Origin of the sequence: Geothrix sp. 21YS21S-2, from assembly GCF_030846775.1 — a bacterium.
In the GTDB taxonomy this organism is placed as follows: Bacteria; Acidobacteriota; Holophagae; order Holophagales; family Holophagaceae; genus Mesoterricola.
On the sequence record NZ_CP132910.1, the window covers coordinates 2586395 to 2611818 of the forward strand.

Here is a 25424-nt window from a genome sequence, read left to right on the forward strand (position 1 = left end):
AAGGGCGACAAGGATGCCGCCCATGGACCCTTCCCGCCGCCCCTCCCTCCTTCCCTCCGCGCTGGCGGTCCTGGCCGCGCTTCCCTCGACGGCGGCCGGGATCCAGGCCCCGAATGCGGCGTGGCGCACCCTCACCACCGCCCACTACCGGATCCACTACCCGCCGTTGCTGTCGGACTGGGCCCAGGACGTGGCCTCCCGCGTCGAAGGCATCCACGCGCAGGTGGCCACCCTCGTGGGCTATGAAAGCCCGCGGCCCGTCCAGGTGGTCCTGGTGGACCCCATGGCCGATCCCAACGGCATGGCCGTGCCCCTCCTGGCCAACCCCTACGTGATCCTCTGGGCCACGGAACCCCGCAGCGACGATCTCCTCGGCAACGCCCTCGGCAGTTGGACGGAGGAACTCGTCAGCCACGAAATGACCCACATCCACCACCTCATGCGCCCCAGGCGCGCGCAGACCGTCCTGGACACCCTCTTCGGCCTGCCCATCGGACCCCTGGTCCTGAAGTGCCCCCGCTGGGTCACCGAGGGCTATGCGACCCTGGCGGAAGGCCGCATCACCGGGTCCGGCCGGCCCCACAGCGCCCTCCGGGCGGCCCTGATCCGCCAGTGGGCCCGGGCCGGGAAACTCCCGTCCTATGGAGCCCTGAACGGCACCCAGGGCTTCCTGGGGGGCAGCATGGCCTACGAGGTGGGCTCCACCTACCTGGAGTGGCTGGAGCGTCAGCGGCCCGCCCAGCCCGAGGTGCTCCGGAACCTATGGAAGCAGCTGGCCTCCAAGCGGAACCGGTCCTTCGATGAAGCCTTCCTCGCGACCTTCGGCTTCTCGGCGGTGGACGGATACCAGCGCTTCCAGGCCGAAGCCGCCCACGACGCCCTGGAATGGGAGCTCCGCCTGAAGGCCCAGGGCCTCCGGGAAGGCGAGCTGTTCCTGCGCAGCGGCGGCGGGCTGCGGGACCTGGCCGTGAGCCCGGACGGCACGCGGCTCCTGGCGTCGCTGGAAGCCCGGGGGCAGTCCGGCCTCCGGATCTGGAAGCTGCAGGACCCGGACGCCCCGAAAAAGCCCGCCAAGGCCGATCCCCTGAACCTCGTGACGGACGTGGCCCCGGAAAGCCCCGCCCGCACGCCCGCGGCCTCCCTGCCCGCCCTGGACCACCGCACGCCCCACCAGGCGGAATGGGTCGACGACGCCACCGTACGGTTCCAGCTCAAGCATGCGGACGCGGAAGGGACCCTCCACCGACGTCCCGCCCTGTGGCACCTCGGCTCGGGGGTGGACCGTGCCCCTGGATCCCTGCCCCCTGCCCGCTGGCGGACCCTCGAGCCCGTCCACCGCGGCGCCGTCTGGGTTCTGGAGCTGGAGGGCCGGCGAGTGGCCCTGCCGGGCCAGGCGGTGGGCAAGGCCTTCGTGGACGAGGCCAGGGGGCTCCTGTGGGCCGGGTGCGAGGTGGACGGCGGCGTGGAGGTGGTGAAGGTGCCCTTCACGCGCGACGGGGGCGCCCCGGCCTTCCAGGCCCCCCAGGTCATGACGCGCACGGTGGCCGGAGCCTGGAACCCGGCCCCCAGCCCCGACGGGAGGAGCCTCTTCTTCACCACCCTGGACGCCCGGGGCATGGAGATCCGCCGGCTGGACCTGACCCTGCCTCCGCTCGGGGCCGCGCCGGCGCCGGAACCCCGGTTCCTCACCACGAAGGCCGTCCTGGCCCCCCCGGCCGAACCCGTGGCCCTGCCCCGGGTTCCGGGCCCCCTCCCCTCCGTCCCCTACCGCGCCGCGGCCAACCCGTGGATCCAGCTCGGCTCCGGCGCGAGCCTGGCGCCATCGGGATCCAGCTGGCAGGTGGGCCTGGCGGGGGCGGACCTCCTGGGGCGCCTTTCCTGGCAGGCCCTGGCGGGCTTCGGCGACGGCGCCGGGCCCCGGGGCGCGGTTGCGGGCGTCTCCAGCGCCGCCTGGGCCTGGCGGCCCGCGTTCACCGCCTTCAGCGCCACGGCGCGCCCCTCCCGCCAGCGGTTCGCGCCGGTGGCCGCGGACACCCGGCGCCAGGGCCTGGAGCTTTCCCTCACCTGGGACGACCGGGGGGAGGTCCCCTTCTGGTTCAGCCCCGTGGCGGCCACGGAGCGGGTGGAGCCCCTGGATGGCGGCGCCGCCCGCACCCGGAGCATCCTGGGGCTCCGGGCCGGGATGCAGGCCCTGTGGGCCCGGGGCGCCTGGGGCATCGCGCTGGTTCCGAACGTCCAGTGGTTCCCCGGCGCCACCGCCGGGAACCGCTGGAACCTCCTGCGGGCCGAGGTGGCCCTGCGCCTGGAGAATCCCAGCGTTCCCGTCACCCTGCGGACCTCCGGGGGCCGGATCACCCAGGGCGGCGCCGGTGGCGAGGCCTTCCACCTGGGGGGCACCGCCACGAGCCTCCTGCCCGCGAGCCTGGAATGCAACCAGGTGGAGCAGCCCGCCCTGCCCGCGCATCTGGCCGCGGGGGACCGCTTCCTGCGGTGGCGGGGGGAGGCCGGCGGCGCGCTCCGCGCCTACCTCGAGGGCACCGCCCTGTGGGACCCGAGACCGGGACGCCCGCCCTTCACCCGGGTGGCGGGCCTGGAATACACGTTCGACAATCCCCTGGGCGCAGCCAGCGAGCAGGTCCTCCGGCGCATGCGGATCCAGGCCGGCCTCCACCGGCCCCTGGACGGCGTCATGAAAAACCGCGCGGTGGGCACCCTCACCCTCCTGGTCCGCCCCTGAGGCCACCCCATGGCGCTGGCGCCCCTGGTCCTGATGTCGGCCCTGCTCCACGCCCTTTGGAACGCCCTCCTGAAGAAGGCCTCCGACATCGAGGCCGCCTCCGGGGGCATCCTGGCCATCTCGTTCCTGGCCACGGCGGCCATCTGCCCCTTCCTTCCGGGGCGGGCCTTCCCTTCCGGCACGTCCCTGGCCTGGGGCCTGGGGGCGGGGGCCTTCGAGGGGCTGTATTTCCTCGCCCTGGCCAGGGCCCTCAGGACCTCCCCCCTGGGCTGGAGCTACACCTGGATGCGCGGAGGCTCCCTCCTGCTGGTGTGGCCCGTCTCGGTCCTCCTCCTGGGCGAGTCCCTCCGGCTCTCCTCCGCCCTGGCGGTGGGGACGGTGGGCGCGGGCCTGGCCTTCATGGGCCTCGCCCCCGGCCGGGGCGCCGGCCGCGGCAGCCTGGCCTGGGCCGCCTCTGTGGGCGCGGCCATCGCCGGCTACACCCTCTGCTACAAGTTCAGCCTCGCCCGGGGGGCGCAGGCCATCCCACTCTACGCGACCTCCATGGCCGTGAGCCTTCCCATCCAGATCCTGGCGCGGGGCTTCCCGCGCCCGGACTTCGTTTCCTCCCAGCGGGCCCTGGTGCTGGGGGCCGGCCTGCTGTGCACCGCCAGCTTCCTGCTCTACCTCGAGGCCCTGGCCCTGGGCGGCGCGGGCCTCGTGGCCACCCTGCGCAACACCTCGGTGGTCTTCGCGGTGGTCTTCTCCAGGGCCCTGGGGGAGCGCCCCACCTTCCGGCAGTGGGCCGGTGCCTGCCTCGTGGCCGCGGGGGCCGCGGGCCTGGCCTGGCCCTGATCACCTGGCCCCGGGCGGCGCCGGCGGTTGGCGCGGGGGCCCCTGGGCCCCGCACCCGAAGGCTGCCGCGAATCCGGGCAGGCCGGCCAGGGACGCGTTCACGCCGTCCCGCACCGCCCCCTCCCGCGCATGGATTCGCCGGCTCTGGGCATAGGCCAGGAAGAAGCGCTGCTCGGGGGTGAACCCGTCGACGGACGTCCGCGGCCGGCCTTCCAGGCCCTTCTGCAGCGCCGCGAAGGCGGCCTCCAGGCCGCCCGGGCCCGGGAGGTTCCCGTCCCGGGTGAGCTCGTGGCCGATGAGGACGCCGAGGCCCCCGAGATTCGACGCGTCGTCGGCCCTGGGATCGAAGAAGGGCGGCTGGAGGAGCCCCGCGGGCAGGTAGAGCTCGTTGAGCCGCGCGTCGTAACGGGCCGTCACCGCGGCGGAGGACCCGGGCCACCGGGATCCGTCCACGGGCCGGCCCACCAGGGCCACCTGGCTGCGGAACGCGAAGGCCGCCGCCCGCTGTACGTTGCCAAGGTAGCCGGATCGGTCCACCTTCAGGGCCGGTTCGTCCCGCCATTCGTCGGGGTAGCCCACCTTCACGGCGAGGGTGTCCAGCCTGTCCAGGGCCGTCGCGCGGACGGGCGGAGTCAGCCCGGGCAGGTCCCGGATCCGCTCCCTGAGCGCGACGCACACCTGGGCCGCCAGGTCCTGGGCGCGAACCCGGGACCTGGGAGAGAAGGTCCGGGCCACGTACATCCGTCCCAGGGCCCCTCCCAGGGCCGCGTCCGTGGCGCGCGCCACCCGCTGCCACCGCGGCGGGGGCCGGCGCGTCCCGTGGAAGGCGAAGGAGGCGTCCTCGAAGGCCCCGCCCAGGAAGGGGGCGCTGGCGTCCAGCAGGCGCGCCTTGAGGTACGCCCGCCACTGGGGCGCGGGCGTATCGGCCGCCATGGCCGAGAGCCCGGCCAGGAACGCCGGCTGGCGCACCAGGAGCTCCTCGCGGGCGCCGATTCCCGCGGCCTCGAAATAGGCCCGCCAGGGAAAGCGGGGCGCGAGGGCGGAGAGGTCCTCCTGGGACAGCCGGCGGCAGGCGGCCATGGGATCCCGCCGCTCCGCCTGGGTCATGGAAACGCCGGCCAGGCGCCGTTCCATGTCGAACGCGATGCCGGCGTGGGCCCTCGCCAGGGCGGGCTTCTCGCCCGCAAGGGTGAACAGGCGCGCCAGGTAGTCGAGGTAGGCGGCCCGGGCCTCGCGGCTCCCCTCGGCCAGGTAGTCGTCCCGGTCCGGCATCCCCAGCCCGCCCTGGGCCAGCTGCGCGACGTTGACCGTCCTGCGCCTTTCATCAGGACCCACCGTGAATTCGAAGCCGGCCCGGGCACCCGTGAGGTGGAGCCGCGCGAGCTCCCTTCCCAGGCCCGCCAGGTCCCCCATGCCGTCGATGCGGGCCAGTCCTTCCCGCAGGGGCGCCAGGCCCCCCCGGGCGACGGAGTCCGTGTCCATCCCCGACGTGAAGAAGTCCCCCACCTGCCGGGGAACGCTGCCCTCGGGGGCCCCGGAGGCTGCGGCGTCCTCGAGCGCCTCGCGCAGCACCGCTCCGACGCGCGCCTCCATCTCGTCGAGGGCGCCCCAGGAAGGGCGGTCCGGGGGAACGGGGTTCGCCCTCATCCAGCCGCCATTGGCGTACCGGAAGAAATCCATGCACGGCGGGGTCGTCGGGTCGAGATCCGCGGTGCGGATCCCGTGGACCTGCGCGCCCAGGACGCCGGCCACGAGGCAGGGAAGAAGGAACCGTGCCGCGCGAATCAAGGAACACCTCACGTATCATGATGCTGGGGGCCTTCCGGGCCTGTCAATGCGGGGAGCTGCCATGAAGATCCACCTGTCCCGGTTCGTGTGCATGGACGTGGAATCCAACCTTGTCCGCATGGAGGAGGAGGCGGCCCGTGCAGCCGCGGGCGGGGCGGACCTGGTGGTCTTTCCCGAGGGCTTCCTCCACGGCTACCGGCGCACCCTGGACCCGGCCCTGGCCCGCGCCCGGTTCCGGCGCGTCTCCGGGGACCACCCCCGCACCGGCTTCGTCTTCGGGTCGATCACGGAGGAGCGGCGCAACCGCCTCACGTTCTGGGAGGGCGGGGCCGAGAGGGCCAGCTACGACAAGGTCCACCTCTTCCAGCCCAACGGGGAGTTCGACCTCTGGGAGCCCGGCGACCGGTACGTGGCCGTGCGGTTCCGCGACTGGACCCTCGGCCTGCTCAACTGCAACGACCTGCGCTTCCCCGAACAGGCCCGGGCGCTGCGCCTCCAGACCCGCTGCGACGCCCTGGTGGCCCCGGCCTGGTGGCCCTGGCGGCGCGACCACGTGTGGCGCGCCCTCCTCCAGGCGCGTGCCATCGAGAACGGCGTGTTCGCGGTGGGCTGCTGCGTGAGCGCCTCGGAGCACCCGCTGGAAACCTTCGCGGGCGCGGGCAACCATGTGTTCGACCCCCTGGGCGACCCGGTGCGCACCCTGGACGACCACACCTACCTGCTGGACGCATCGGTGCGGGACGGGCTCCTGGTGGATCCCCTGGAGATGTTCGTGGACATCGGGAAGGTGGAACGCTTCTAGGCGTGCACGGACGCCGCGGCCGGAAAGAGCAGCCGGAACCGGGTGCCCGCGCCCATGGACGAGCTCACCTCCACCCGCCCCTGGACCCGCTCCAGCAGGACCTTCACCGAGGCCAGCCCCAGGCCCGTGGCGGTGCCGGGATCCTTGGTGGTGAAGAAGGGTTCGAACATCCTGGCGCGGGTCTCCTCGGGGATGCCGGTGCCGGTGTCCTCGACGTCCAGGTACGTCTCGCCGGTGAGGGTCTCCTTGCCCACCGCCACCCGGATCGTGCCGCCTCCGGGCATGGCGTCCCGGGCGTTGGCCACCAGGTTCAGCAGGATCTGCTTGAGGTCCTCGGTGTGGATGCGCACGGGCGCCGGTTCCTGCCCGGGCTGCATGACCAGGTGGACGCCGCAGGGCACCAGGAGCTTGAGGAGCCCCTCCAGCGCGCCCAGCTCACGGCGCAGGTCCCTCACTTCCCCCTCCTCCTGCAGCCGCCGGGAGAAGTCCATCACCCGCGAGGACAGGACCGCCGAGCGCTCCACGGCCTGGATGATGGCCTCCACGGCGAACCCGGAGACCTTCATTCGGCGCTCCAGTTCCATCTGCAGCACCTCGGCGGCCGACAGGATGGAGCCCAGGCCCTTGTTCAGGTCGTGCACGAGCCCCGCACCCAGCACCACCACCGCGTTCAGGCGCTCGTTGAGCAGGACCACGTCCTGCATGCGCTCCAGTTCCACCGTGCGGCTTCGCACCCGCTCCTCCATCTCCCGGTGGGAGGCCATCAGCTGCTCCTGCAGGAGGAACTGGCGCAGCACCAGCGAGGCCGTCATCAGCAGGAAGACCAGAAGCACCCCGGGTCCCGGAGGCCTGCCTTCGATGATGGCCACGACGATGAGGGTGGAGGTGGCCAGGAAGGGGACGTGCAGCAGGAGGCCGGGAAGGTGGTTCCCCAGCCGGGCCTCCTCGGTGGGGACTTCCGCGGCGTGGCGCGTGTAGGCGGCCAGGAAGAGGGCGCCTGTGATGAGGGGCGTCAGGGCGAACCAGGGGGACCTGGCGGCCACGTCCATGCGCGCCATGGAATGGGACAGGAAGGCGCCCTGCACGAACAGGAGGCTGCAGTTGAGCAGCAGCCACCCCAGAGGCCCGCGCAGGCGGCGGGGGTCCCCGGCCACCAGGAAGGACGCCAGGCCTCCCGCCAGGACCAGCCTCGAACAGAGCGTGATCACGAAGATCCGGAGCGGAGGAGCGCCCTCCATGACCGGACTCCAGACGCCCCTGATCCAGGGAAGGAGAAGGAACGAAAGACAGAACACGAGGCTGCCCAGGAGGTTGAGCCCCCGGTGGCTGTCGCGTCCCCGCCAGGGCCAGCTCCACACCGCCAGGGCCAGGATGGCCGCCGACAATGGCGTCGCAGCGTAGGCCACGGCCCTCATCGGCGCGGCGGCGCCGGGAGCGATGGGGAGGACCAGCCAAAGGGCGTTGCCGAGCATGGAAACGGCCACCCCCAGAGCGAAGATCCGCCATCCCGTCCGCTCCTCGGGGAGATCCCGGGCCTTGGCCAGGGCCAGGGCGATGGTGGCGATATTGAAGAACAGCACCAGCGCGGAATGCACATAGTAGGGGCTCTTCCCCGGCAGGACCGGGAGGAGCGCCAGGAAGGCGAAGCTTAGGCATCCCAGGAGCGCGTAAAGCGCACCCGGCGACAGTATGTATGAAACATTACCCATAGCGCTCTGACCGCCCCAGCCCCTCCTTTATCGTCCATGGGCCCCTAAAACTCAACATCTTTCTGATGGTTAACATTCAAAATGAATGCCTTTAGCGGATTATCATACTCATTTAATATGTTATTTAATTAATGACATTAATTTGAACGGGACCGGACGCCCACGGATGCACAAAACCGAACACCTGGTCGTCAAACACTGGAAACCTTTCAATTAAATTCCCGTTCCCGCCGCTTCCGGGAAGTCCGGCCCACGGCCTTCACGCCCAGGCTCGCCCGGACAGAGCCGGGCTTTCATAAAAACGTTATCCCTAGTCCACGTTCAATCGGTAGCCGATGCTGGGCTCCGTGAGGAGGTACCGCGGCCGGGTCGGATCGGGTTCGATCTTCCGGCGGAGCGTCCCCATGTAGATCCGCAGGTAGTGCGTCTGGCCCTCCCCGGTGGGGCCCCACACGTCGTTGAGGAGCTGGGCGTGGGTGACCACCTTCCCGGCCCGGCGGGCGAGGGCCTCCAGGAGCCGGTACTCCAGCGGCGTCAGCTTGACCGGCACGGCGTCCATGGCCACCTCCCGCTTCTCCAGGTCCAGGCACAGGGACCCGACCCGAAGGAGCGGCGTCTCCCGCCCGGACCCGGCGGCGTGCCGAAGGGCGACGCGGATGCGCGCCAGCAGCTCGGCGGCGCCGAACGGCTTGGTGAGGTAGTCGTCCGCCCCCAGGTCCAGGGCGCGGACCTTGTCCGTCTCCTGGTTGCGCGCCGAGATGATCAGGATGGGCTTGCGGCTCCAGTCGCGCAGTTCCCTCAGCACCTCCAGCCCGTCCCGGTCGGGCAGGCCCAGATCCAGCAGGATGATGTCCGGGTTGTAGCTGCGCGCCAGGAGGATGCCCTCGGCCCCGGTGGAGGCCACATCCACCTGGTAGCCCTGGGTGGAGAGGGTGGGCACCAGGAAGCGCCGCAGGGGCGCCTCGTCCTCGATGATCAGGATCAGGGGCTGCGTCACGGGGCGGGCTCCGGCGGCACGGGTTCAGGGTCAGGCAGCAGGGGGGGAGGGCCGTCCTGGGGCAGGCTGACGCGGAACCGGGCCCCGCCGCCCTCCTGGTCCTCGACCCAGATCCGGCCTCCGTGGGCCTTCACGATGGCGTCGCAGATGGCCAGCCCCAGGCCCGCGCCGCCGTCCCGGAGCTGGCCGGGCATGCGGAAGAACTTGTCGAAGATCCGCGCCTGGTATTCGGCCGGGACGCCGGGGCCCCGGTCCGACACCGCCAGTTCCATGGAATCCGGCGCCGCCCAGGCCTCCAGCAGCACCTCGCCGTCCCCGGCGTGGAGCCGGGCGTTGACGAGGAGGTTCTGGAGCACCTGCTCCATCAGCCCCCCGTCCAGGGGCACCGGGGGCAGGTCCGCGGGCAGGAGGACGCGCACCGGCACCGGCCCCTGGCGCTCCAGGCGCCCGATGGTCGAACCCACCACCTCGTCCAGGGGCTGCCATTCCTTGCGCACCCGGATGATCCCGCTCTCGAGCCGGGTGAGGTCCAGGAGGTTGCCCAGGAGGCGCGACAGGCGCTCGCTCTCCTCCCGGATCATCATCAGCAGGTCGCGCCGGGAGGCCTCGGTCAGGGCCTCCTCGGGCAGGAGCAGGCTCGTGGCCGCGCCCTGGATGGCCGCCAGCGGCGTCCTCAGGTCGTGGGAGACCGCCCCCAGCAGGGTGCTGCGCATGCGCTCGGTCTCGTTCTCCATGCGGACGCTGTGGGCGGTCTCCACGGCCCGGATCCGCTCCAGGGCCAGCGAGCCCTGCACGGCGAAGGCCTGGAGGAGGCCCCAGCGCTCCTGGGGCACGCGGCCCCCGGAGGCCAGGCGTATCTGGAGGAGGCCCTCGGTGCCGCCGGTGCCCGCGAGGGGCACGAAGGAGCAGGGCGGTTCGAAGAAGGGCTCCAGGGGATCCTCGCGGGCGACGGCGGCGCTGAATTCCGGCAGGAGCCCGGAGGGCGGCGCGCAGGGCGGTGCGTCGCCGCCCCCGGGCAGGCGGGTCCAGAGGTCCCCCTCCGCCGGCAGGAGCACCCAGGCCTCGGCCTGGAAGAGGCTCCGCAGGCGCCGGACCAGGACCCCGGCCACCTCCTGGACCGTGGAGCAGCGGGCCAGTCCCCGCCCCAGGAGCATGAGCAGAACGGTCTCCGCCTCCCGGCGCCGGCCCAGGCGGGTCTCCTGGCGCAGCTGGCCCACCAGGTCCACCAGGGCCTGGGCGCCCAGGACGGTGGCCGCGAAGGCCATGAAGCGGGGCCAGCCGTCCACCGGCACCATACCGGAGGCCCGGTTGAAGAAGAGACCGTAGACGAGGAAGGAGGCCAGGGTGGCCGCCGCTCCCACGACCCGGCCCCAGCGGTGGAGAATGAAGGCCAGGGCCAGGGCGAAGACCGCCGGCACCGCGGGGAAGCCGAGCACCACCGCGAGCGCCGCGGCGAAGAGGCCGGCCATCGTGAGGATCACCGCCAGGGCCCCGGCGATGCCCACCAGGTCTCCGAGGTTCCTCCAGGCGAAGTCCACCGGCGGGGCGGAGTCCAGCGGCAGCGGCAGGATGCGCACGTCCAGGTTGCGCCCGAGCATCTCCTTGGCCCGGGAGCTCTCCAGGCGGTCCCAGGGACCCCGGGCCCGGGTCACGCCCATGATGATGAGCGAAGGCGCGCGCTTGCGGGCCAGCATGAGGAGGCCGGCCACCACGGTGGGCCCCTTCAGCCAGATGACCTCGGCGCCCAGCTCGTGGGCCTCCTCCAGCCAGACCCGGGCCTGGTCGGCCTCCTCGGGGGTCTCCCACCCCGGCACCTCCACGTGGGCCACCACCCAGGGCCGGCCCTGCTCCCGCGCCATGCGGAACCCGGCATGCACCAGCCGCAGGCTCCGCGCGTCCGAGCCCAGGGCCACCACGATGGGGCCGGAGGCGGGGCTGGGATCGGAGGTCACGGGAGGGTTCTCCTGGGCGGCGGGTCTGCCCATGATGTCACAAAGCTCCAGAGGACCCGGGGCCTGCCGTCGGGCGTCCCGGGGGGAACGTAACCCGGGCCGCCGCCGGGTGTCCGAGGTACGAATCCAGGCGCATCCTGCCTCGGGGAGATTCCGGCAGGAGGTGTGGACATGGATTTAAATTGGATCTTAATAAATGCAATCGGCCACCAAGCACCCGTGGCGATGCATGCTGAAGGTCGAATCTAAAAATTGATAATATTTTGTTTATCATTTTGAGATCACCCGCTGGATACTATTCGAAAACAGCCGTAATGCGTACCATCCCAGCGCCTCTGCGAATCCCCAGCGCCTCTGCGTTTGATTCCTTCCGAGGTGGTTGCCGTCCGCCCATTCGGGGCGCCGCTTGCCCCTGGTAAACCCTTAAACGCAGAGGCGCAGAGGATTCGCTGAGGCGCTGAAAAAGAATGCCACCGAAAGGAACCGGCACATCGATGACCGTCCTGACCCACCCTGCCGCCCCCATATGCACCCCCGGTTTCCCACAATGCGGCCAGGCCACAGAACCTTGCTGAATAATGATTTTCATTGGCCATGAAATTTTTAACTCATCCTCCACCCTTTGCACCGCCGATCCGGAATTAAGATTTGAAATTCAGTAAAACTCCGCGCGCAGATAAAATTCCATTTACGGAATCCGGCCCTCCGGGCGCCGGAGGAATTGAGCAGGAACAATGTGATTTCCCTCACAGCAATCAGGGCTGTGGTGGCCTAGGGGACACTTTTTTACGCAATCTTTATACCCGAGAAGCCGGTCTTCATATCAACGTCTTTATGTCCTCATCCACTCCGCAGGGAAGGCCCTGCACTTGGGGAGCGCGCCTGCCGCGCCTCCTGGCCGGGCCCTGCCCTGGACCCTCCCCTTACGCGCCATTCCAACCCCTTTTCCCCATCCCTTTCCCAAGGAGGTCACGTGTTACCTCAGATCAACACTGGCAACACAGGATTCATGATCCTTTGCGCCAGCCTCGTCATGCTCATGACCCCGGGCCTGGCGTTCTTCTACGGCGGGCTCTGCGCCCGCAAGAACGTGCTCGGCATCATGATCCAGAGCTTCGTGTCCATGGGCTGGACCACCGTGCTGTGGTTCACCTTCGGCTACTCCATGTGCTTCGGCCCCTCCGTGCACGGGATCATCGGCAACCCCTTCACCCACGCCTTCCTCAAGGGCATCACCCTCCACAGCCTCTACCAGGGCAACGTCGCGCTGGGCATCCCCACCTTCGTCCACGTGGCCTACCAGATGATGTTCGCCATCATCACCCCGGCGCTCATCACCGGCGCCTTCGCGAACCGCGTGACCTTCAAGGCCTACATGTGGTTCCTCACGGCCTGGCTGATCTTCGTGTACTTCCCCTTCTGCCACATGGTCTGGCATCCCGACGGCATCCTGGCCCAGTGGGGCGTCCTGGACTACGCCGGCGGCATCGTCGTGCACAACACCGCGGGCATCGCGGCCCTGGCCTCGGTCCTCTACGTGGGCAAGCGCAAGGTCGTCGACAGCATCCCCCACAGCATCCCCCTCGTGGCGCTCGGCACCGGCCTCCTGTGGTTCGGCTGGTACGGCTTCAACGCCGGCAGCGAGTTCCAGGTGGACTCCGTCACCACCTCGGCCTTCATCAACACCGACGTGGCCGCCTCCTTCGCCGCCGTCACCTGGCTCGTGGTCGAATGGATGAACGCCAAGCAGCCCAAGTTCCTCGGCCTCCTCACGGGCGCCGTCGCGGGCCTGGCCACCATCACCCCCGCCGCGGGCTACGTGTCGCCGGCCACCGCCGCGCTCATCGGCATCCTCTCCGGCGTGATCTGCTACTACGCCGTCGCCCTCAAGAACCGCCTGGGCTGGGACGACGCGCTCGACGTGTGGGGCGTGCACGGCGTGGGCGGCTTCATCGGCATCATCTTCCTGGGGATGTTCGCGGACAAGTCCTGGAACCCCGCCATCGTCACCAACGGCCTGCTCACCGGCGGCGGCACGAGCTTCTTCTTCAAGCAGCTGGCGGCCGTGGCCATCTCCAGCGCCTGGGCCTTCGTGTTCACCTATGGCATGCTCTGGATCATCGACCGCATCACCAAGGTGAAGGTCGAGGACGGCGTCGAGGAGTCCGGCCTGGACATGGGTCTCCACGGCGAAGTGGCCTACACGGACGCGCTCTAGGCTTTGACGAAACGTTGACTCCGGGGCCCCCAGGGGCCCTGGCTGGAATCCAGGGCGGGAGGGCGCGGCGCCGACGCACCCCCGCCCTTCCTTCTCCCCCACCTGGAGCCGTCATGCGCACGCGCATCACCTTTGCCCTCATCGCCTCCCTGGCCCTTGCCGCCCAGACCCCTCCCGCCTCCGCGGGCCCCGCTGTCAAATGGCGGGGCGCCGTGTGGGCCTCCGGCGCGGCCTCGGACCGCCAGACCCCGGACGGCGCCCTCTTCCTGCGCACCGTGGACGCGGGCGGGGGCCAGCTGTCCCTGGACGGCCTGCAGGTGGGCGCGGACGTGACCCTCCCCGACGGCTTCGGCCTGAAGTTCACGATCCTGGGAGGCCAGACCGGGAAGTTCCTGAACGCCATCACCGCCGTCTCGGGCACCACGCCCGCGGAAACCGGGTCCCTGGCCTGGCCCGAGGCCATGGTCACCTGGAGCGGCGGGAACGAGACGCTCAAGTTCGGGCGGATGTACACGGCCATCGGCATGGAGGTCCTGGACGCCACCCTGAACGTGCCCGCCACCCGGGGCATTCTCTTCACGTACGCCATCCCCTGCGCCCAGGTCGGCCTGAACTGGCACCACGCCTTCAGCGGCTCCTGGAGTTCGGACGTGTGGGTCTTCAACGGCGAGGACCGGGTGCAGGACAACAACCGCGGCAAGACCGCGGGTGTGGGCCTCACCTACAATCACGGCGGCGCCGCGGACAGGTTCGCCACCCTCATGGCCTTCTCCGGGGCCGAACAGGACGGCCTGGGCGCCGCGGCCGTCAGGGGCGCCGAAGGCCGCAAGCGCACGCGGGTCTCCTTCGCGGGCCAGTGGGTCTGGGGCGCCACCACCCTCCAGTGGGAGGCCGAGAACGGGCGCGAGGACCTGCCTTCCGGCGACAAGGCCAGCTGGACGGGCTTCGGGGCCATCTGCAAGTACCCGTTCAACGACCGCTGGAGCGCCTACGGCCGCCTGGAGACCCTCCGGGACGACACGGGCATCCGCCTGGGCGCGGACGCCACGGTGGCCAGGGCCATCGCCCTGGACCCCTCGGCCAACCTCACCGCCCACTCCGGCTCCCTGGGCGTGGAACGCCGGTGGCATGCCACCTTCACGCGCCTCGAGGTCCGGCGGGACAGCCTGAACAGGGACGTCAAGGACCGGGACGGGAAGATCTTCCGGGACGCCACCAGCCTCACCTGGAGTCTTGGCACCAGCTTCTGATTGACGATCCGGCAACTTTTCCCCCGCGGACCCCGGCGCTCTCCGACGGTTTCGCGGGGGAAGCCGCGTACGGATTGCCGGAACGGAAAACCGCCGCCTCCGTCCCCCAAACCCTTCCCATGGATAAGGTTAGACATTCCCTTGACTCTCGCTAGAATCGGGCAGCCCAATCCAGAACCTACAGCGTGCCAATGCATCCCGAGGCCCCCCGCCTGCGGGAGCAACCAGGGAGTGTGAGCGATGAGCGAGCAGGCCTTCATCCGGGATCTCAGGGAGATCGTAGGCGGATCCAACGTGCTGGCGTCCAGCGTGGACCTCCAGCTCTACCAGTACGACGGCTACCTCGAGGAACATCGCCCCGAGGCGGTGGTCTTCGTGCAGTCCACCGAGGAGGTGGCCAAGGTGGTCCAGTGCTGCAACCGCCACGGCAGGCCCTTCGTGCCCCGGGGCGGGGGCACCAACCTCACCGGCGGCACCATCCCCTTCGGGGGCGGCGCGGTCATCGAGATGATCCGCATGAACCGCCTCCTGGAGATCGACATCCCGAACCTGCGGGCCCGGGTCCAGCCGGGAATGTTCAACCTGGAGCTGGGCAACGCCCTGGCGCCCCTGGGCTACCAGTTCATCCCCGACCCCGCGAGCCAGAAGGCCGCCACCCTGGGCGGCAACGTGGCCGAGAACGCAGGCGGGCCCCACTGCTTCAAGTACGGCGTCACCTCCAACCACGTGCTGGGCCTCACGGTGGTCCTCCCCGACGGCCGCGTGGAGAAGCTGGGCGGCAAGGCCGCGGACATCCCGGGCTTCGACCTCACGGGCCTGTTCGTGGGCAGCGAGGGGACCCTGGGCATCTGCACCGAGGTGCTCGTGAAAGTCGTGCGCCAGACCGAGTCCGTCAAGACGCTCCTGGCCATCTACGACAGCATCGAGGAGGGCAGCGAGACGGTGTCGGCCATCGTGGCCGCGGGCATGGTCCCCGCCACCCTGGAGATGATGGACCAGCTCGTCATCCACGCCGTGGAGGCGTCCCTGCACTGCGGCCTGCCCATGGACTGCGCGACCCTCCTGCTCATCGAGGTGGACGGGCTCCGGGACGACCTCGAGTCGCAGGCCGCGGCCATCAGCGACCTGTGCAGGGCCCACGGCGCCCGCGAAGTGCGGGTGGCCAAGGACGACGCGGAGCGGGCCCTGCTCTGGGCCGGGCGCCGGGGGGCCTTCGGCGCCGTGGCGCGCCTCGCGCCCAGCTTCCTGGTGTGCGACGGCACGGTGCCCCGCACCGCACTGCCCCAGGTGCTGAAGAAGGTCTCGCAGGTGGCCGCCAAGTACGACCTGCGCATCCCGAACGTCTTCCACGCCGGCGACGGCAACCTGCACCCCCTCATCCTCTTCGATTGGCGGGACGCGGACATGAAGGCCCGGGTCCTCAAGGCCGGGATGGAGATCCTGTCCCTCTGCGCGGAGCTGGGCGGCACCATCAGCGGCGAGCACGGCGTGGGCCTCGAGAAGCTGGACGCCATGCGCCTGGTGATGAGCGAGGCCGACATCCAGGCCCAGCGGCGGGTCAAGACGACCTTCGACCCCGCCAACCTGGCCAACCCCGGGAAGATCTTCCCGGCCAAGGAGGTGGCTTGTGAACGCTGAACTGCGCTCCCGGCTCGAATCCATCGTCGGCCCGGGCCTCGTGTACGGCCCCGGCGAACCCGTGGACGGCGTCAGGCCCACCCTCGCCGTGCGCCCCGGCACCCAGGACGAAGTGTCGGCCGTGGTCCGCGCCTGCGCCGAGGCCGGCGCCGCCATGATCCCCCTGGGGGGCGGCACCTCCCTGGGGCTGGGCAACCCGCCGGCCCGGGCCGACGTCCTGGTTCACCTGGACCGCCTGGACCGGGTGGTGGAATGGGATCCCGCCAACCTCTGCATCAGCGCCGAGGCCGGCATGCGCCTTGAGGCCCTCCAGGCCCTGGTCGCCAAGGACCGCACGGTCCTGCCCCTGGACCCGCCGGGCCTGCGCCGCGTCACACTGGGGGGCATGGTCGCGGCCAACCCGAGCGGCCCCTGCCGGCTCCAGTACGGCACCGTGCGGGACTGGGTATTGGGCATGCGCGTGGTGCTCCCCGACGGCGAGCGCATCCACTGCGGCGGCCGCGTCATCAAGAACGTCTCGGGCTACGACATGAACAAGCTCTTCATCCGCAGCCTGGGCTGCCTGGGGATCATCACCGAGGTGACCTTCAAGCTCCTGCCCATGCCCGCGCGCCGCGCGGCCGTCATCGGCCGCTTCCCCGACGCCGCCACCGCCTGGGCGGTGGTGGGCCGGACCCTGGCCTCCTTCCTCCTGCCCGAGGCCCTGGAATTCCTGAATGTCGAGGCCGCCCAGCTCCTCGGGGGTCCCCCGGGCACCTGCGTCCTGGCGGTCTCCCTGTCGGGCAGCTCCGAGACGGTGGACCGGCAGGTGCGGGACTTCACCGGCTTCTTCCAGGATGGCGGCGGCACCGCCGACGTCCTGCAGGAGGCCGCGGCCTCGCGGGCCTGGGAAGGCATCCGGGACCTGCTCGAGGGCGCCTACGACCCCATCCTCTGCCGCATCGCCGTGCCCCTTTCCGCCACCCCGGCCCTGGTGGCCGCGGCGGAGGGGATGGCCCGGGAGGCCGGGCTGAAAGCGGTGGTCACGGCCCATGCGGCCACCGGTGTCCTCCGCGTCCTGCTGGCCCCCGGCGCCGACCCGCATCCGGGCGAGGCCCTGATGGTCCTGGAGGGCCTGCGCAGGGAGGCGGAGGCTGCGGAAGGCAGCCTGGTCCTGGAGGCGGCCCCCCGGTCCCTGAAGGCCCGGTTCGACGCCTGGGGAACCCCCCCGGGGGGAGTGGACATGATGAAGAGGCTCAAGACTGAATTCGACCCCCTGGGGATCTGCAACCCCGGGCGCTTCGTGGCCGGGATCTGACATGGCGACCCCCGAACTCCTCCCCCTCTACGACACCATCGCGCAGTGCAACCGGTGCGGCTTCTGCCAGGCCGGCTGCCCCGTGTTCCGCACCACCGGTTCCGAGCACTCCCTGGGCCGCGGCCGCCAGGCGATCGGCAGGGCCCTGATCCTGGGGAACATGGAACTGACCCCCGACGTGGCGGCGGCCCTTGAGGACTGCCTCCTGTGCCGCGGCTGCACGGCCCACTGCTTCCCGGCCATCAGGACCGACGAGACCGTGCTGGCCATCCGCCACGCCTACATCAAGCGCCACGGCCAGCCCGCGTGGCAGCGCTTCCTGTTCCGCGAGATCCTGGCCGACAACAAGCGCCTGGAGAGCGCCGGGCGCCTGGCGCTGTGGGCCAAGCGGCACGGCCTGGTGAAGGTGGTCGAAAGGTCCGGGGCCCTGCGTCTCGTGGACCGCCGCTTCCAGGTGACCGAGGCCATGCTGCCCCCCATGGACGCCAGGGCCTTCCTGCGGGGCGACCAGGAGCGGGTGCCCAGGCCCGCCGAGGTCCTGCACCGCATCGGCTACTTCGCCTCCTGCGGCCTCTCCTTCGAGTTCCCGGAGGTCGTCGGCGCCACCCTGCGGGTCCTGGCCCGCAACGGCTGCGCCACCACCATCATGGACAACACCTGCTGCGGCCGCCCCGCCCACGCCTACGGGGACCTGGACGCCGCGCGCGACATCGCCCGCAAGAACGTCGACCACATGGCGGAGGAGGCCGAGGGCCTGGAGGCCATCGTCTCCGACTGCGGCAGCTGCAGCACCCACCTCAAGGAGTACGGCCACCTGCTCAAGGACGACCCCGTCTACAGCGCCAGGGCCGCGGCCCTCTCGGCCAAGGTGCGGAGCTTCAGCGAGTATCTGGCCTCCATCGGCCTGGAGGGGGAACTGGGCGCCGTGACCGGAACCGTCACGTACCACGATCCCTGCCACCTCTCCAACCGCTTCGCCAGGATCACCGCCCAGCCCCGCAAGCTCCTCAAGTCCGTCCCGGGCGTGACCTTCAAGGAGCTGCCCGAGGCCGACTGGTGCTGCGGCGCCGCCGGAAGCTACACCTTCCTCCACCACGAGGAGGCCACCGGCGTCCTGGACCGGAAGATGGGCAACGTCGCGAAGACGGGCGCCCAGACGCTGGCCACCGAGTGCCCCGCCTGCATGATGCACCTGGGCTACGGCGCCCGGCGCAAGGGCCTGGAGGTGCGGGTGCGCCACGTCAGCCAGATCCTCGACGAGGCCTACGCCGCGGCCGATTGACCTGGACAGACCGGCAGACCGGCCACACGCATGAATCCGCCCGGTTGCGGTCCGGGTGGTCTGTGCACATCTATGGTTTGGCCGGAACCTGTATGGTTGACCAATTTGGTTGTGATAGATTCACTTCGCCCGCCGGGCTTCGGCGAGAGGAGCGCCTGTGGCGAAAACCGAGACGGTCCCCGATCTTCACAGCCTTTCCCGGGAGCAGAGAATCGGTCTCTTCCGCACCATCTACGCCTCCAGGCGCATCGATGACCGGGAGATCACGGGAAAGCGCCAGAACAAGGTCTACTTCCAGATCAACGGGGCGGGCCACGAGGCCCTGCAGGCCGCCGCCGCCCTCTGCCTGAAGCCCGGCAGGGACTGGTTCTTCCTCTACTACCGGGACCGGGCCCTGTCCTACGGCCTGGGCGTGTCGGCCCGGGACATGTTCCTGGGCTCCGTGGGCTCCAGGCTGGATCCCGCCACCGGGGGCCGCATGATGCCCGGCCACTGGTCCGACCACAAGCTTAACATTTTCACTACTTCAAGCCCGACGGGCACCCAGTTCCTCCAGGCCGTGGGCGCCGCCGAGGCCATCCTCCGGGCCGGGCTCGAGGACCTCCAGGACCGCCTGGGCATGACCGAAGGCGAGGTGGTGCTCGTCACCAGCGGCGACGGCACCGTGGCCGAGGGCGAGTTCTGGGAGTCCGTCAACAGCGCCGTGAACCTCAAGGTCCCCCTGGTCTACCTCATCGAGGACAACGGCTACGCCATCTCCGTCCCCACCGAGGTGCAGTATCCCGGCGCCAACGTGGCCGCGCTCCTCAAGGGCTGGGAGGCCCAGGGACTGATGGTCGTCGACAACGTCGACGGCTGCGACCCCGTGGCCAGCTACGAGGCGGTGCGCACGGCCGTGGCCCACGCCCGGGCCCGCAAGGGCCCCGCCCTGGTGCGCGCGCGGGTGGTGCGGCCCTACTCCCACTCCCTCTCGGACGACGAACAGCTCTACAAGACCCCCGCCCAGCGCGCCGACGAGGCCCGGCGGGACCCGGTGACCACCTACCCGGAGCGCCTCCTGCGGGAGGGCCTCCTCACCCCCGGGGAGCTGGCGAGCCTCAAGGCCGAGGTGCAGGACGAGGTGGACCGGGCCTGGGCCGAGGCCGCGGACGCGCCGCCGCCCGAAAGCGGCTCCTACGCCCGCCACCTCTACAGCGAGGAGGCCGACCCCACGTCGGCGGCCTTCGACCGGGAGGCCCAGGCCGGGGACCAGGGCATCGGCGCCAAGACCATGATCGACCTCATCAACATCACCCTGAAGCAGGAGATGGCCGCCAACCCCCTGATTCTCGCCTTCGGGGAGGACGTGGCGGACGCCAGCCGCCCCGAGATCCTGGACGAGCTCAAGGGCAAGGGCGGCGTCTTCAAGGCCACCCATGGCCTGCAGCGCATCTTCGGGGAGAACCGGGTCTTCAACTCCCCCCTGGCCGAGGCCACCATCGTGGGCCGCGCCATCGGCCTGGCCGCCCGCGGCTTCAAGCCCGTGGTGGAGATCCAGTTCATGGACTACATCTGGCCCGCCATGCAGCAGATCCGGGACGAGCTGGCCACCATCCGCTGGCGCAGCGACAACCACTTCAAGGCCCCCGTGGTCATCCGGGTGCCCATCGGCGGCTACCTCATGGGCGGCTCCGTTTACCACAGCCAGTGCGCGGAGAGCTCCTTCACCCACATTCCGGGCCTGCGCGTGGTGTACCCCAGCCGGGCGCTGGACGCAGCGGGCCTGCTGCGAACCGCCATGCGCTGCGACGACCCGGTCCTCTTCCTGGAACCCAAGCACCTCTACCGGCAGACCCACAACAAGGGCAACGACCCCGGCCCCGACTTCATGATCCCGTTCGGCAAGGCCCGCACCGTGCGCGAGGGCACCGACCTCTCGGTCATCACCTACGGCAGCACCGTGTACCGGGCCGTACAGGCCGCCCGCCAGGCAGAGGCCGAAGGCCTTTCCGTCGAGATCATCGACCTGCGCACCCTGAACCCCTACGACTGGGAGGCCATCGCCGCCACCGTGAAGAAGACCCGCCGGGTCCTGGTGGCCCACGAGGACACGCTCCAGTGGGGCTATGGCGCCGAACTGGCCGCCCGCATCGCGGACGAGCTCTTCTTCGAACTGGACGCGCCGGTGCGCAGACTGGCCGCCAAGGACACCTGGGTGGCCTACCACCCCAGCCTGGAGGACGAGATCCTGCCCCAGGCCAGCCATTTCCTCGAAGCGTACCGGAGTCTGGCTAAGATCTAGGGATGCATTCATCCCAAGCCGCTTCGAGGCGCCCATGAACATCCTGGCGCTGGTTCTCCTCAGCCTGGCGGGCGTGGCCTGCCGGGCGGACGGGCCGGTCCTCTTCCGGGCCGGCGTGCGCTCCATCGCCTTGGCGCCCGACGGAGCGACGGTCTACTTCCCCGAGGCGCATTCCTTCCTGCGCATCTCCCGGCTGGAGGACGGCGCCTGGAGCGCCCCGGAGACCCTCCCCTTCTCGCGGGACTTCGAGCAGGGCGATCCCTTCTTCTCGCCCGACGGGACCCAGCTGTTCTTCTGGTCAAACCGGCCCCGGACCGGAGAGGCCGCGGGCCCCAATGACCTATGGGTGTCCCGGCGCGGCCCCGGGGGCTGGGGGGAGCCCCGGTGCCTGGACATCACGATCCAGGGGAAGCACGGAGGGTTCGCCTTCCCGTCGGTGACGGCCGCCGGCGACCTCTACTTCACCGCCCGCAGGGGCTCCCTGGGGAAGCGGGACATCTTCCGCGCCCGGCGGGAGGGGGACGGCTTCGCGATCCCCGAGAACCTCGGCCCTCCGGTCAACACGGCGGCGGACGAGTTCGACGCGGCCGTCTCAGCGGACGGCAACCGGCTCGTCTTCGCCCGGGGCCTGGACGGGCCCGGCTGCGCGCTCTACCTCACCCAGTTCGCCGGCGGGGCCTGGGGTTCGCCCCGGAAACTGGGACCGGGCGTGAATGCCGGCCTGGGGGCGTACGGCCCCGCCTGGTCTCCGGATGGCCGGTGGTTCTACTTCACCAGCAGCGGCGGGAAAGATCGGGAGCCCGGCATCTACCGCATCGCCACGGAGGCCCTGGACGCGCCCGGGGGCAAGGCGATCCCCTTCGCCCCGGGCGGAATCGCCCGTCCCAACGCGTTCGGGGTCACGTTCAGCCCGGACGGGAAGACCGCGTGCTTCGCCGAGGCCCACCGCCTCATCATGGAATCCCGGCTGGTGGCCGGGGCCTGGACCCGCCCGGAACCCGCGTCCTTCGCCAGGGAAGGCTACCACATGGCCGTGACCCTTGCCCCGGACGGCTCGACCCTCTACTACGTGTCCATCCAGGCGGCCCCGGGCAGGGCCCTGCGCAGCGTGTCCGACGCAGCCCTGCTGGCGGTGCGCAAAGGCCCGGAGGGGTGGGGCAGGCCGGAATGGCTCGGCAACCTCCTGGACGACAGCCTCGAATCCTTCATCGATTCCCCGTCCGTCACGGCCGACGGGACCCTTTATTTCACGGGCAGCAAGGGCAACCTCGCGCCGAATTCCCTGCTGTACGCCGCGAAGCCCTCCGGGAAGGGGTTCGCCCCGGGCATCCCGCTGGCCACCTTGAACCTGCCGGACCAGGACCAGGCGGAACTGGCCGTCAGCCCCGACGGCAACACCCTGGTCTTCTCCAGCAACCGCCCGGGAGGAGAGGGAGGGAGCGATCTCTACCTCAGCCGCCGTTCCGCGGACGGATCCTGGTCAAACCCAAGGAATCTCGGCCCCGGCATCAACACCAAGGGCACCGAAGCCAGCCCGGTGCTAGGGCCGAACGGGCGCACCCTCTACTTCTTCAGCACCCGCGACGGGAAGCCGGGGATCTACCGGACCCTGCTGCCCTAGCGGCGGGTCTTCTCCAGCGTGTTGTTGTGCTTGAAGGACCCGATCAGGAGGTTGGCGTCCTCCTCCACCTGCCCCGTGTCCAGCGCCTCGCTGCCGTTCCAGAACTTCTTGTTCAGGTAGTTGACCTGGTACCCGGCCAGCTCCGGGAAGCTCCGCAGCACCGCGAAGACCAGGTGCACCAGGGGGTCGCTGGTGGCGTTCTGGATGGCCGTGGCCTTGTTCAGCAGCAGGTTGTTCTCGTACCGGTTCAGCATCCGGGAGTAGAAGAGGACCTTGCCGTTGACGGTGATGTGCGAGCCGTCCGTGGCGATGGTGATGACCTTGCCGGCGGAGGTGACGTCGAACTTGAACTCGGCGCCCCGCTTGAAGGCGGTCATGAGGCTCTGGAACTTGGGGTGCTTGATGTAGGAGATCCCGTAGTCGATCTTCTTGGGGGCCAGCTTCAGCTCGCCTTCGGTGGGGCCGTACATCATGTGGTTGTAGCGCATGGCCTCCAGGCGCTCCTCGGGCGTCTGGCGCTTTTCCTTTTCCTTCTTGGGAGCCTTGGGTGCTGCGGTCATCGTGTTCCTTTGCTCAGTGGTGGGCGGGGGCCGGGGCGCCGGGGGCGGGGGCGTAGTCGACCTTGCGCCCGAAGACCAGCCAGAGCCCGAACAGGACCTCGATGGCCACGCCGAAGCCCCTCAGGAGCCCCAGGGAGCCCTGGAACCATTCGTAGGGGTGGCTGAGGATCCCGGCGAGGATCATGGCGGCGCCGTAGGTGACCAGGAAGCCGCCCCAGCGGGCTGCCCAGGAGGGACCCGGACGCACTTCGGAGGGGAGGGCCTCCCGGGGCTCCGACAGCTCGCCCAGGAGCTGGGTGCCCTGGAAGAGCAGGATGGCCGCCAAAACGTACAGGGAGATGTAGAACAGCATCACGTGCTCCTCATTCCTTACAGAAATAGCATGGAACGGGCCCTCCCGGAGAAAGTCCTTGACCCAATCAATCGATTGATTAAGATGAAGAGAGCTTGATCATCCGTTTGATTAAGCCTTTCCGAGGTCCCGATGACCCACCCCGAAACCGAACAGTCCTCCCGGATCCGCCTTCTGGAAGCCGCCATCCTGTGCTTCGCGGAGAAGGGCTTCGACGCAACGGGCATCCGGGAGATCGCCCGCCGCGCCCAGGCCAACTCGGCCCTGGTCCAGTACCATTTCGGCGGCAAGACCGGCCTCTACGCCGAGGCCCTGCGCCACATCTTCAATTCTCGTCCCGTGATGCCGCCCCTGCCCCCGGCCGACACCGAAGGGCCCGAGGCCAGGCGCCTGGCCATCCTGGCGGTGGGGGAGATGATCGAGTCGCTCATGAACGAGCTCATGGCCTGCTCCGGCGGCACGGAACTGGACCAGGCCAGCCTCCTGCTGGTGACCCGGGAGCTGCAGTCGCCCCGCCAGGACGTGGCCGACCTGATCCTGGAGCACCTGCGGCCCACCCAGGAGCACCTCATGGCCTGCATCCGGATCCTCCGCCCGGACCTGGAGCGGCTCCGGGCCCTGGAATTCCTGAACAGCATCTTCGGCCAGGTGGTCCACCTCCACAACAACCTCAAGCTGATCCGCCTGGTCCGGGGGGAGCCCGACTATCCCCGGGACCTCAAGGCCGTCGCCCGCCACATCACCGAATTCAGCCTCCGGGGCCTCGCCATCCCCGAAGCGTTCCCAGGAGCATGACCATGGTGTTCTTCCCCCCCGCGGCCGAAGTGGCCCAGCTTCCCCCCACCCCGCCCCAGGCGCCCCCCCTGGCCTTCGACCTGGGCGGGGCCCTGGCCCGCGCCCGCACCGAGAACCCCATGCTGCAGGCCTCCAAGGCCCGCGTGGAGGAGCGGCGCGGCCTCATCACCAGCACCCGCGCCGACGCCCTGCCCCAGGTTTCGCTCAACGGCGACTTCACCCGGGTGCGCGACGTGTCCCTCCTCAACAGCAACCTGGGCAGCGTGGTCGGGGCCTTCGGAATGGAGCCCTCCAGCCTCGTGTCGCCCACCACGCTCTACACCACCTCGGCCACCGTCTCCCAGCCCCTCTTCTACTGGGGCAAGCTGGGCACGGCGGTGAAGATCGCGAAGATGGGCGAGAAGGAGGCCGCCTTCGCCTACACCACCGCCGAGCTGGACACCCTCCACGGCGTGGCCAAGGCCTACATCGGGGTGCTGGCGGCCCAGGCCGAGCTGGAGGTGGTGCAGACCCGCCTTCGGACCGCCGAGCAGTTCCTCAGCGACGTGAAGGCCAAGCTGGACGCCCAGAGCGCCACGGAGCTGGACCGGCTGCGGGCCGAGAGCGAGTACCTGGGCGTGGTGCCGGAGAACCTCCAGGCCGAGGCCGCCTACAAGCGCGCCATGGAGCTCCTCAACGGCCAGCTGGGGCTGGATCCCCGGACCCCCCTGAAGCTGACCGACCCGGGGGTGCCCGACACGAGCCTGTCGATCACCGCCGCCGAGCGCAGCGAGATCTCCCAGTTCAAGACCCAGGAGGCGATGTACCGCGCCAACGACCAGATCATCAAGTCCGACCTTCGGCCCAAGTTCGACTTCAACGCCTCGTACGGCTACCAGGCCAACCGGACGCCCAACCTCTTCAAGGAGCCCTACGACACCTGGCGCGTGAACGTCACCATGAAGTTCCCGGTCTTCGACGGCCTGCGCTCCTCCGGCAAGCGCGCCCAGAACCGCGCCCAGCTCGAGCAGGTCTCCCAGGCCCGCATCGACAAGGAGCGCGCCATCGCGGTGGAGCGCAGCAGCGCCGAGCGCGAGATGCAGAAGGCCCTGGCCTTCCACGACGCGGCCCGGTCGGCCTACAAGGCCGCCCTGGAGGCCCTGCGCAACAGCCGGGAGTCCTACGACCAGGGCCTGATCACGTCCCTGGACCTCCTCCAGGCCGAGCGCGCCGAACGCCAGCAGGAGAGCCAGCGCCGCCGCGCCCAGCTGGGCGTGTGGACCGCGCTCTTCGACTACCGCCGCTCCTGCGGCCTCCCTCCCCTTTGATCGT

The 25424-nt window shown here is 70.2% G+C and carries 18 protein-coding genes; 12 read left to right on the forward strand and 6 right to left on the reverse strand.

What is annotated here, in order from left to right; translation table 11 throughout:
* The first annotated feature begins 22 nt into the window (after positions 1-22).
* Entirely contained in the window at positions 23-2737 is a 2715-nt protein-coding gene (locus tag RAH40_RS11430; RefSeq protein WP_306602250.1) for a hypothetical protein, read from the forward strand.
* A gap of 9 nt (positions 2738-2746) precedes the next feature.
* Positions 2747-3571 carry a DMT family transporter gene (locus tag RAH40_RS11435; RefSeq protein ID WP_306602251.1) on the forward strand — a complete coding sequence of 275 codons (825 nt, stop codon included), beginning with the start codon at positions 2747-2749 and terminating at the stop codon, positions 3569-3571.
* On the opposite strand, the gene RAH40_RS11440 is transcribed toward RAH40_RS11435, so the two are convergent.
* Complete coding sequence (locus RAH40_RS11440; RefSeq protein WP_306602252.1) at positions 3572-5359, reverse strand: M13-type metalloendopeptidase; 1788 nt, start codon at positions 5357-5359, stop codon at positions 3572-3574.
* Between the two features lie 61 nt (positions 5360-5420).
* Here RAH40_RS11440 and RAH40_RS11445 point away from each other — a divergent pair, with 61 nt between their 5' ends.
* Positions 5421-6161 carry a carbon-nitrogen hydrolase family protein gene (locus RAH40_RS11445; protein WP_306602253.1) on the forward strand — a complete coding sequence of 247 codons (741 nt, stop codon included), beginning with the start codon at positions 5421-5423 and terminating at the stop codon, positions 6159-6161.
* Here the strand turns inward: RAH40_RS11445 and RAH40_RS11450 are convergent.
* The 3 genes from RAH40_RS11450 to RAH40_RS11460 all read right to left on the reverse strand — a co-directional run bounded on the left by RAH40_RS11450 (position 6158) and on the right by RAH40_RS11460 (position 10852).
* Positions 6158-7756, reverse strand: a complete 1599-nt coding sequence (locus RAH40_RS11450) for a sensor histidine kinase (RefSeq protein ID WP_306602254.1) — start codon at positions 7754-7756, stop codon at positions 6158-6160. The genes RAH40_RS11445 and RAH40_RS11450 overlap by 4 nt on opposite strands.
* A gap of 424 nt (positions 7757-8180) precedes the next feature.
* On the reverse strand, positions 8181-8867 hold the full coding sequence (locus tag RAH40_RS11455) for a response regulator (protein ID WP_306602255.1): 687 nt from the start codon (positions 8865-8867) through the stop codon (positions 8181-8183).
* Positions 8864-10852 carry an ATP-binding protein gene (locus RAH40_RS11460; RefSeq protein WP_306602256.1) on the reverse strand — a complete coding sequence of 663 codons (1989 nt, stop codon included), beginning with the start codon at positions 10850-10852 and terminating at the stop codon, positions 8864-8866. The genes RAH40_RS11455 and RAH40_RS11460 overlap by 4 nt, the downstream gene beginning before the upstream one ends.
* A 976-nt stretch (positions 10853-11828) precedes the next feature.
* On the opposite strand from RAH40_RS11460, the gene RAH40_RS11465 reads away from it, so the two are divergent.
* From RAH40_RS11465 to RAH40_RS11495, 7 genes are all read left to right on the forward strand, one after another.
* Positions 11829-13037 (forward strand): ammonium transporter, encoded by a 1209-nt coding sequence (locus RAH40_RS11465; RefSeq protein WP_306602257.1) that lies wholly within the window; start codon positions 11829-11831, stop codon positions 13035-13037.
* Positions 13038-13150: 113 nt separating this feature from the next.
* Complete coding sequence (locus RAH40_RS11470; RefSeq protein WP_306602258.1) at positions 13151-14287, forward strand: outer membrane beta-barrel protein; 1137 nt, start codon at positions 13151-13153, stop codon at positions 14285-14287.
* A gap of 240 nt (positions 14288-14527) precedes the next feature.
* Positions 14528-15925 (forward strand): FAD-linked oxidase C-terminal domain-containing protein, encoded by a 1398-nt coding sequence (locus RAH40_RS11475; RefSeq protein WP_306602259.1) that lies wholly within the window; start codon positions 14528-14530, stop codon positions 15923-15925.
* Positions 15915-17222, forward strand: coding sequence for an FAD-binding oxidoreductase (locus RAH40_RS11480; RefSeq protein WP_306602260.1), 1308 nt, complete (start codon positions 15915-15917; stop codon positions 17220-17222). Before RAH40_RS11475 ends, RAH40_RS11480 begins: the two co-directional genes overlap by 11 nt.
* A 1-nt stretch (position 17223) precedes the next feature.
* On the forward strand, positions 17224-18504 hold the full coding sequence (locus tag RAH40_RS11485) for a (Fe-S)-binding protein (protein WP_306602261.1): 1281 nt from the start codon (positions 17224-17226) through the stop codon (positions 18502-18504).
* Positions 18505-18661: 157 nt separating this feature from the next.
* Positions 18662-20785 (forward strand): dehydrogenase E1 component subunit alpha/beta, encoded by a 2124-nt coding sequence (locus tag RAH40_RS11490; RefSeq protein WP_306602262.1) that lies wholly within the window; start codon positions 18662-18664, stop codon positions 20783-20785.
* Positions 20786-20819: 34 nt separating this feature from the next.
* Positions 20820-22406 (forward strand): hypothetical protein, encoded by a 1587-nt coding sequence (locus RAH40_RS11495; RefSeq protein WP_306602263.1) that lies wholly within the window; start codon positions 20820-20822, stop codon positions 22404-22406.
* On the opposite strand, the gene RAH40_RS11500 is transcribed toward RAH40_RS11495, so the two are convergent.
* Entirely contained in the window at positions 22403-22966 is a 564-nt protein-coding gene (locus RAH40_RS11500) for a hypothetical protein (RefSeq protein WP_306602264.1), read from the reverse strand. The two genes, RAH40_RS11495 and RAH40_RS11500, sit on opposite strands and share 4 nt — an antisense overlap.
* A gap of 13 nt (positions 22967-22979) precedes the next feature.
* Entirely contained in the window at positions 22980-23318 is a 339-nt protein-coding gene (locus RAH40_RS11505) for a hypothetical protein (protein ID WP_306602265.1), read from the reverse strand.
* Positions 23319-23450: 132 nt separating this feature from the next.
* Here RAH40_RS11505 and RAH40_RS11510 point away from each other — a divergent pair, with 132 nt between their 5' ends.
* Both RAH40_RS11510 and RAH40_RS11515 read left to right on the forward strand, forming a co-directional pair.
* Positions 23451-24113: a TetR/AcrR family transcriptional regulator gene (locus RAH40_RS11510; protein ID WP_306602266.1), complete on the forward strand. Its 663-nt coding sequence runs from the start codon at positions 23451-23453 to the stop codon at positions 24111-24113.
* A gap of 2 nt (positions 24114-24115) precedes the next feature.
* On the forward strand, positions 24116-25420 hold the full coding sequence (locus tag RAH40_RS11515; protein ID WP_306602267.1) for a TolC family protein: 1305 nt from the start codon (positions 24116-24118) through the stop codon (positions 25418-25420).
* Positions 25421-25424 lie beyond the last annotated feature (4 nt).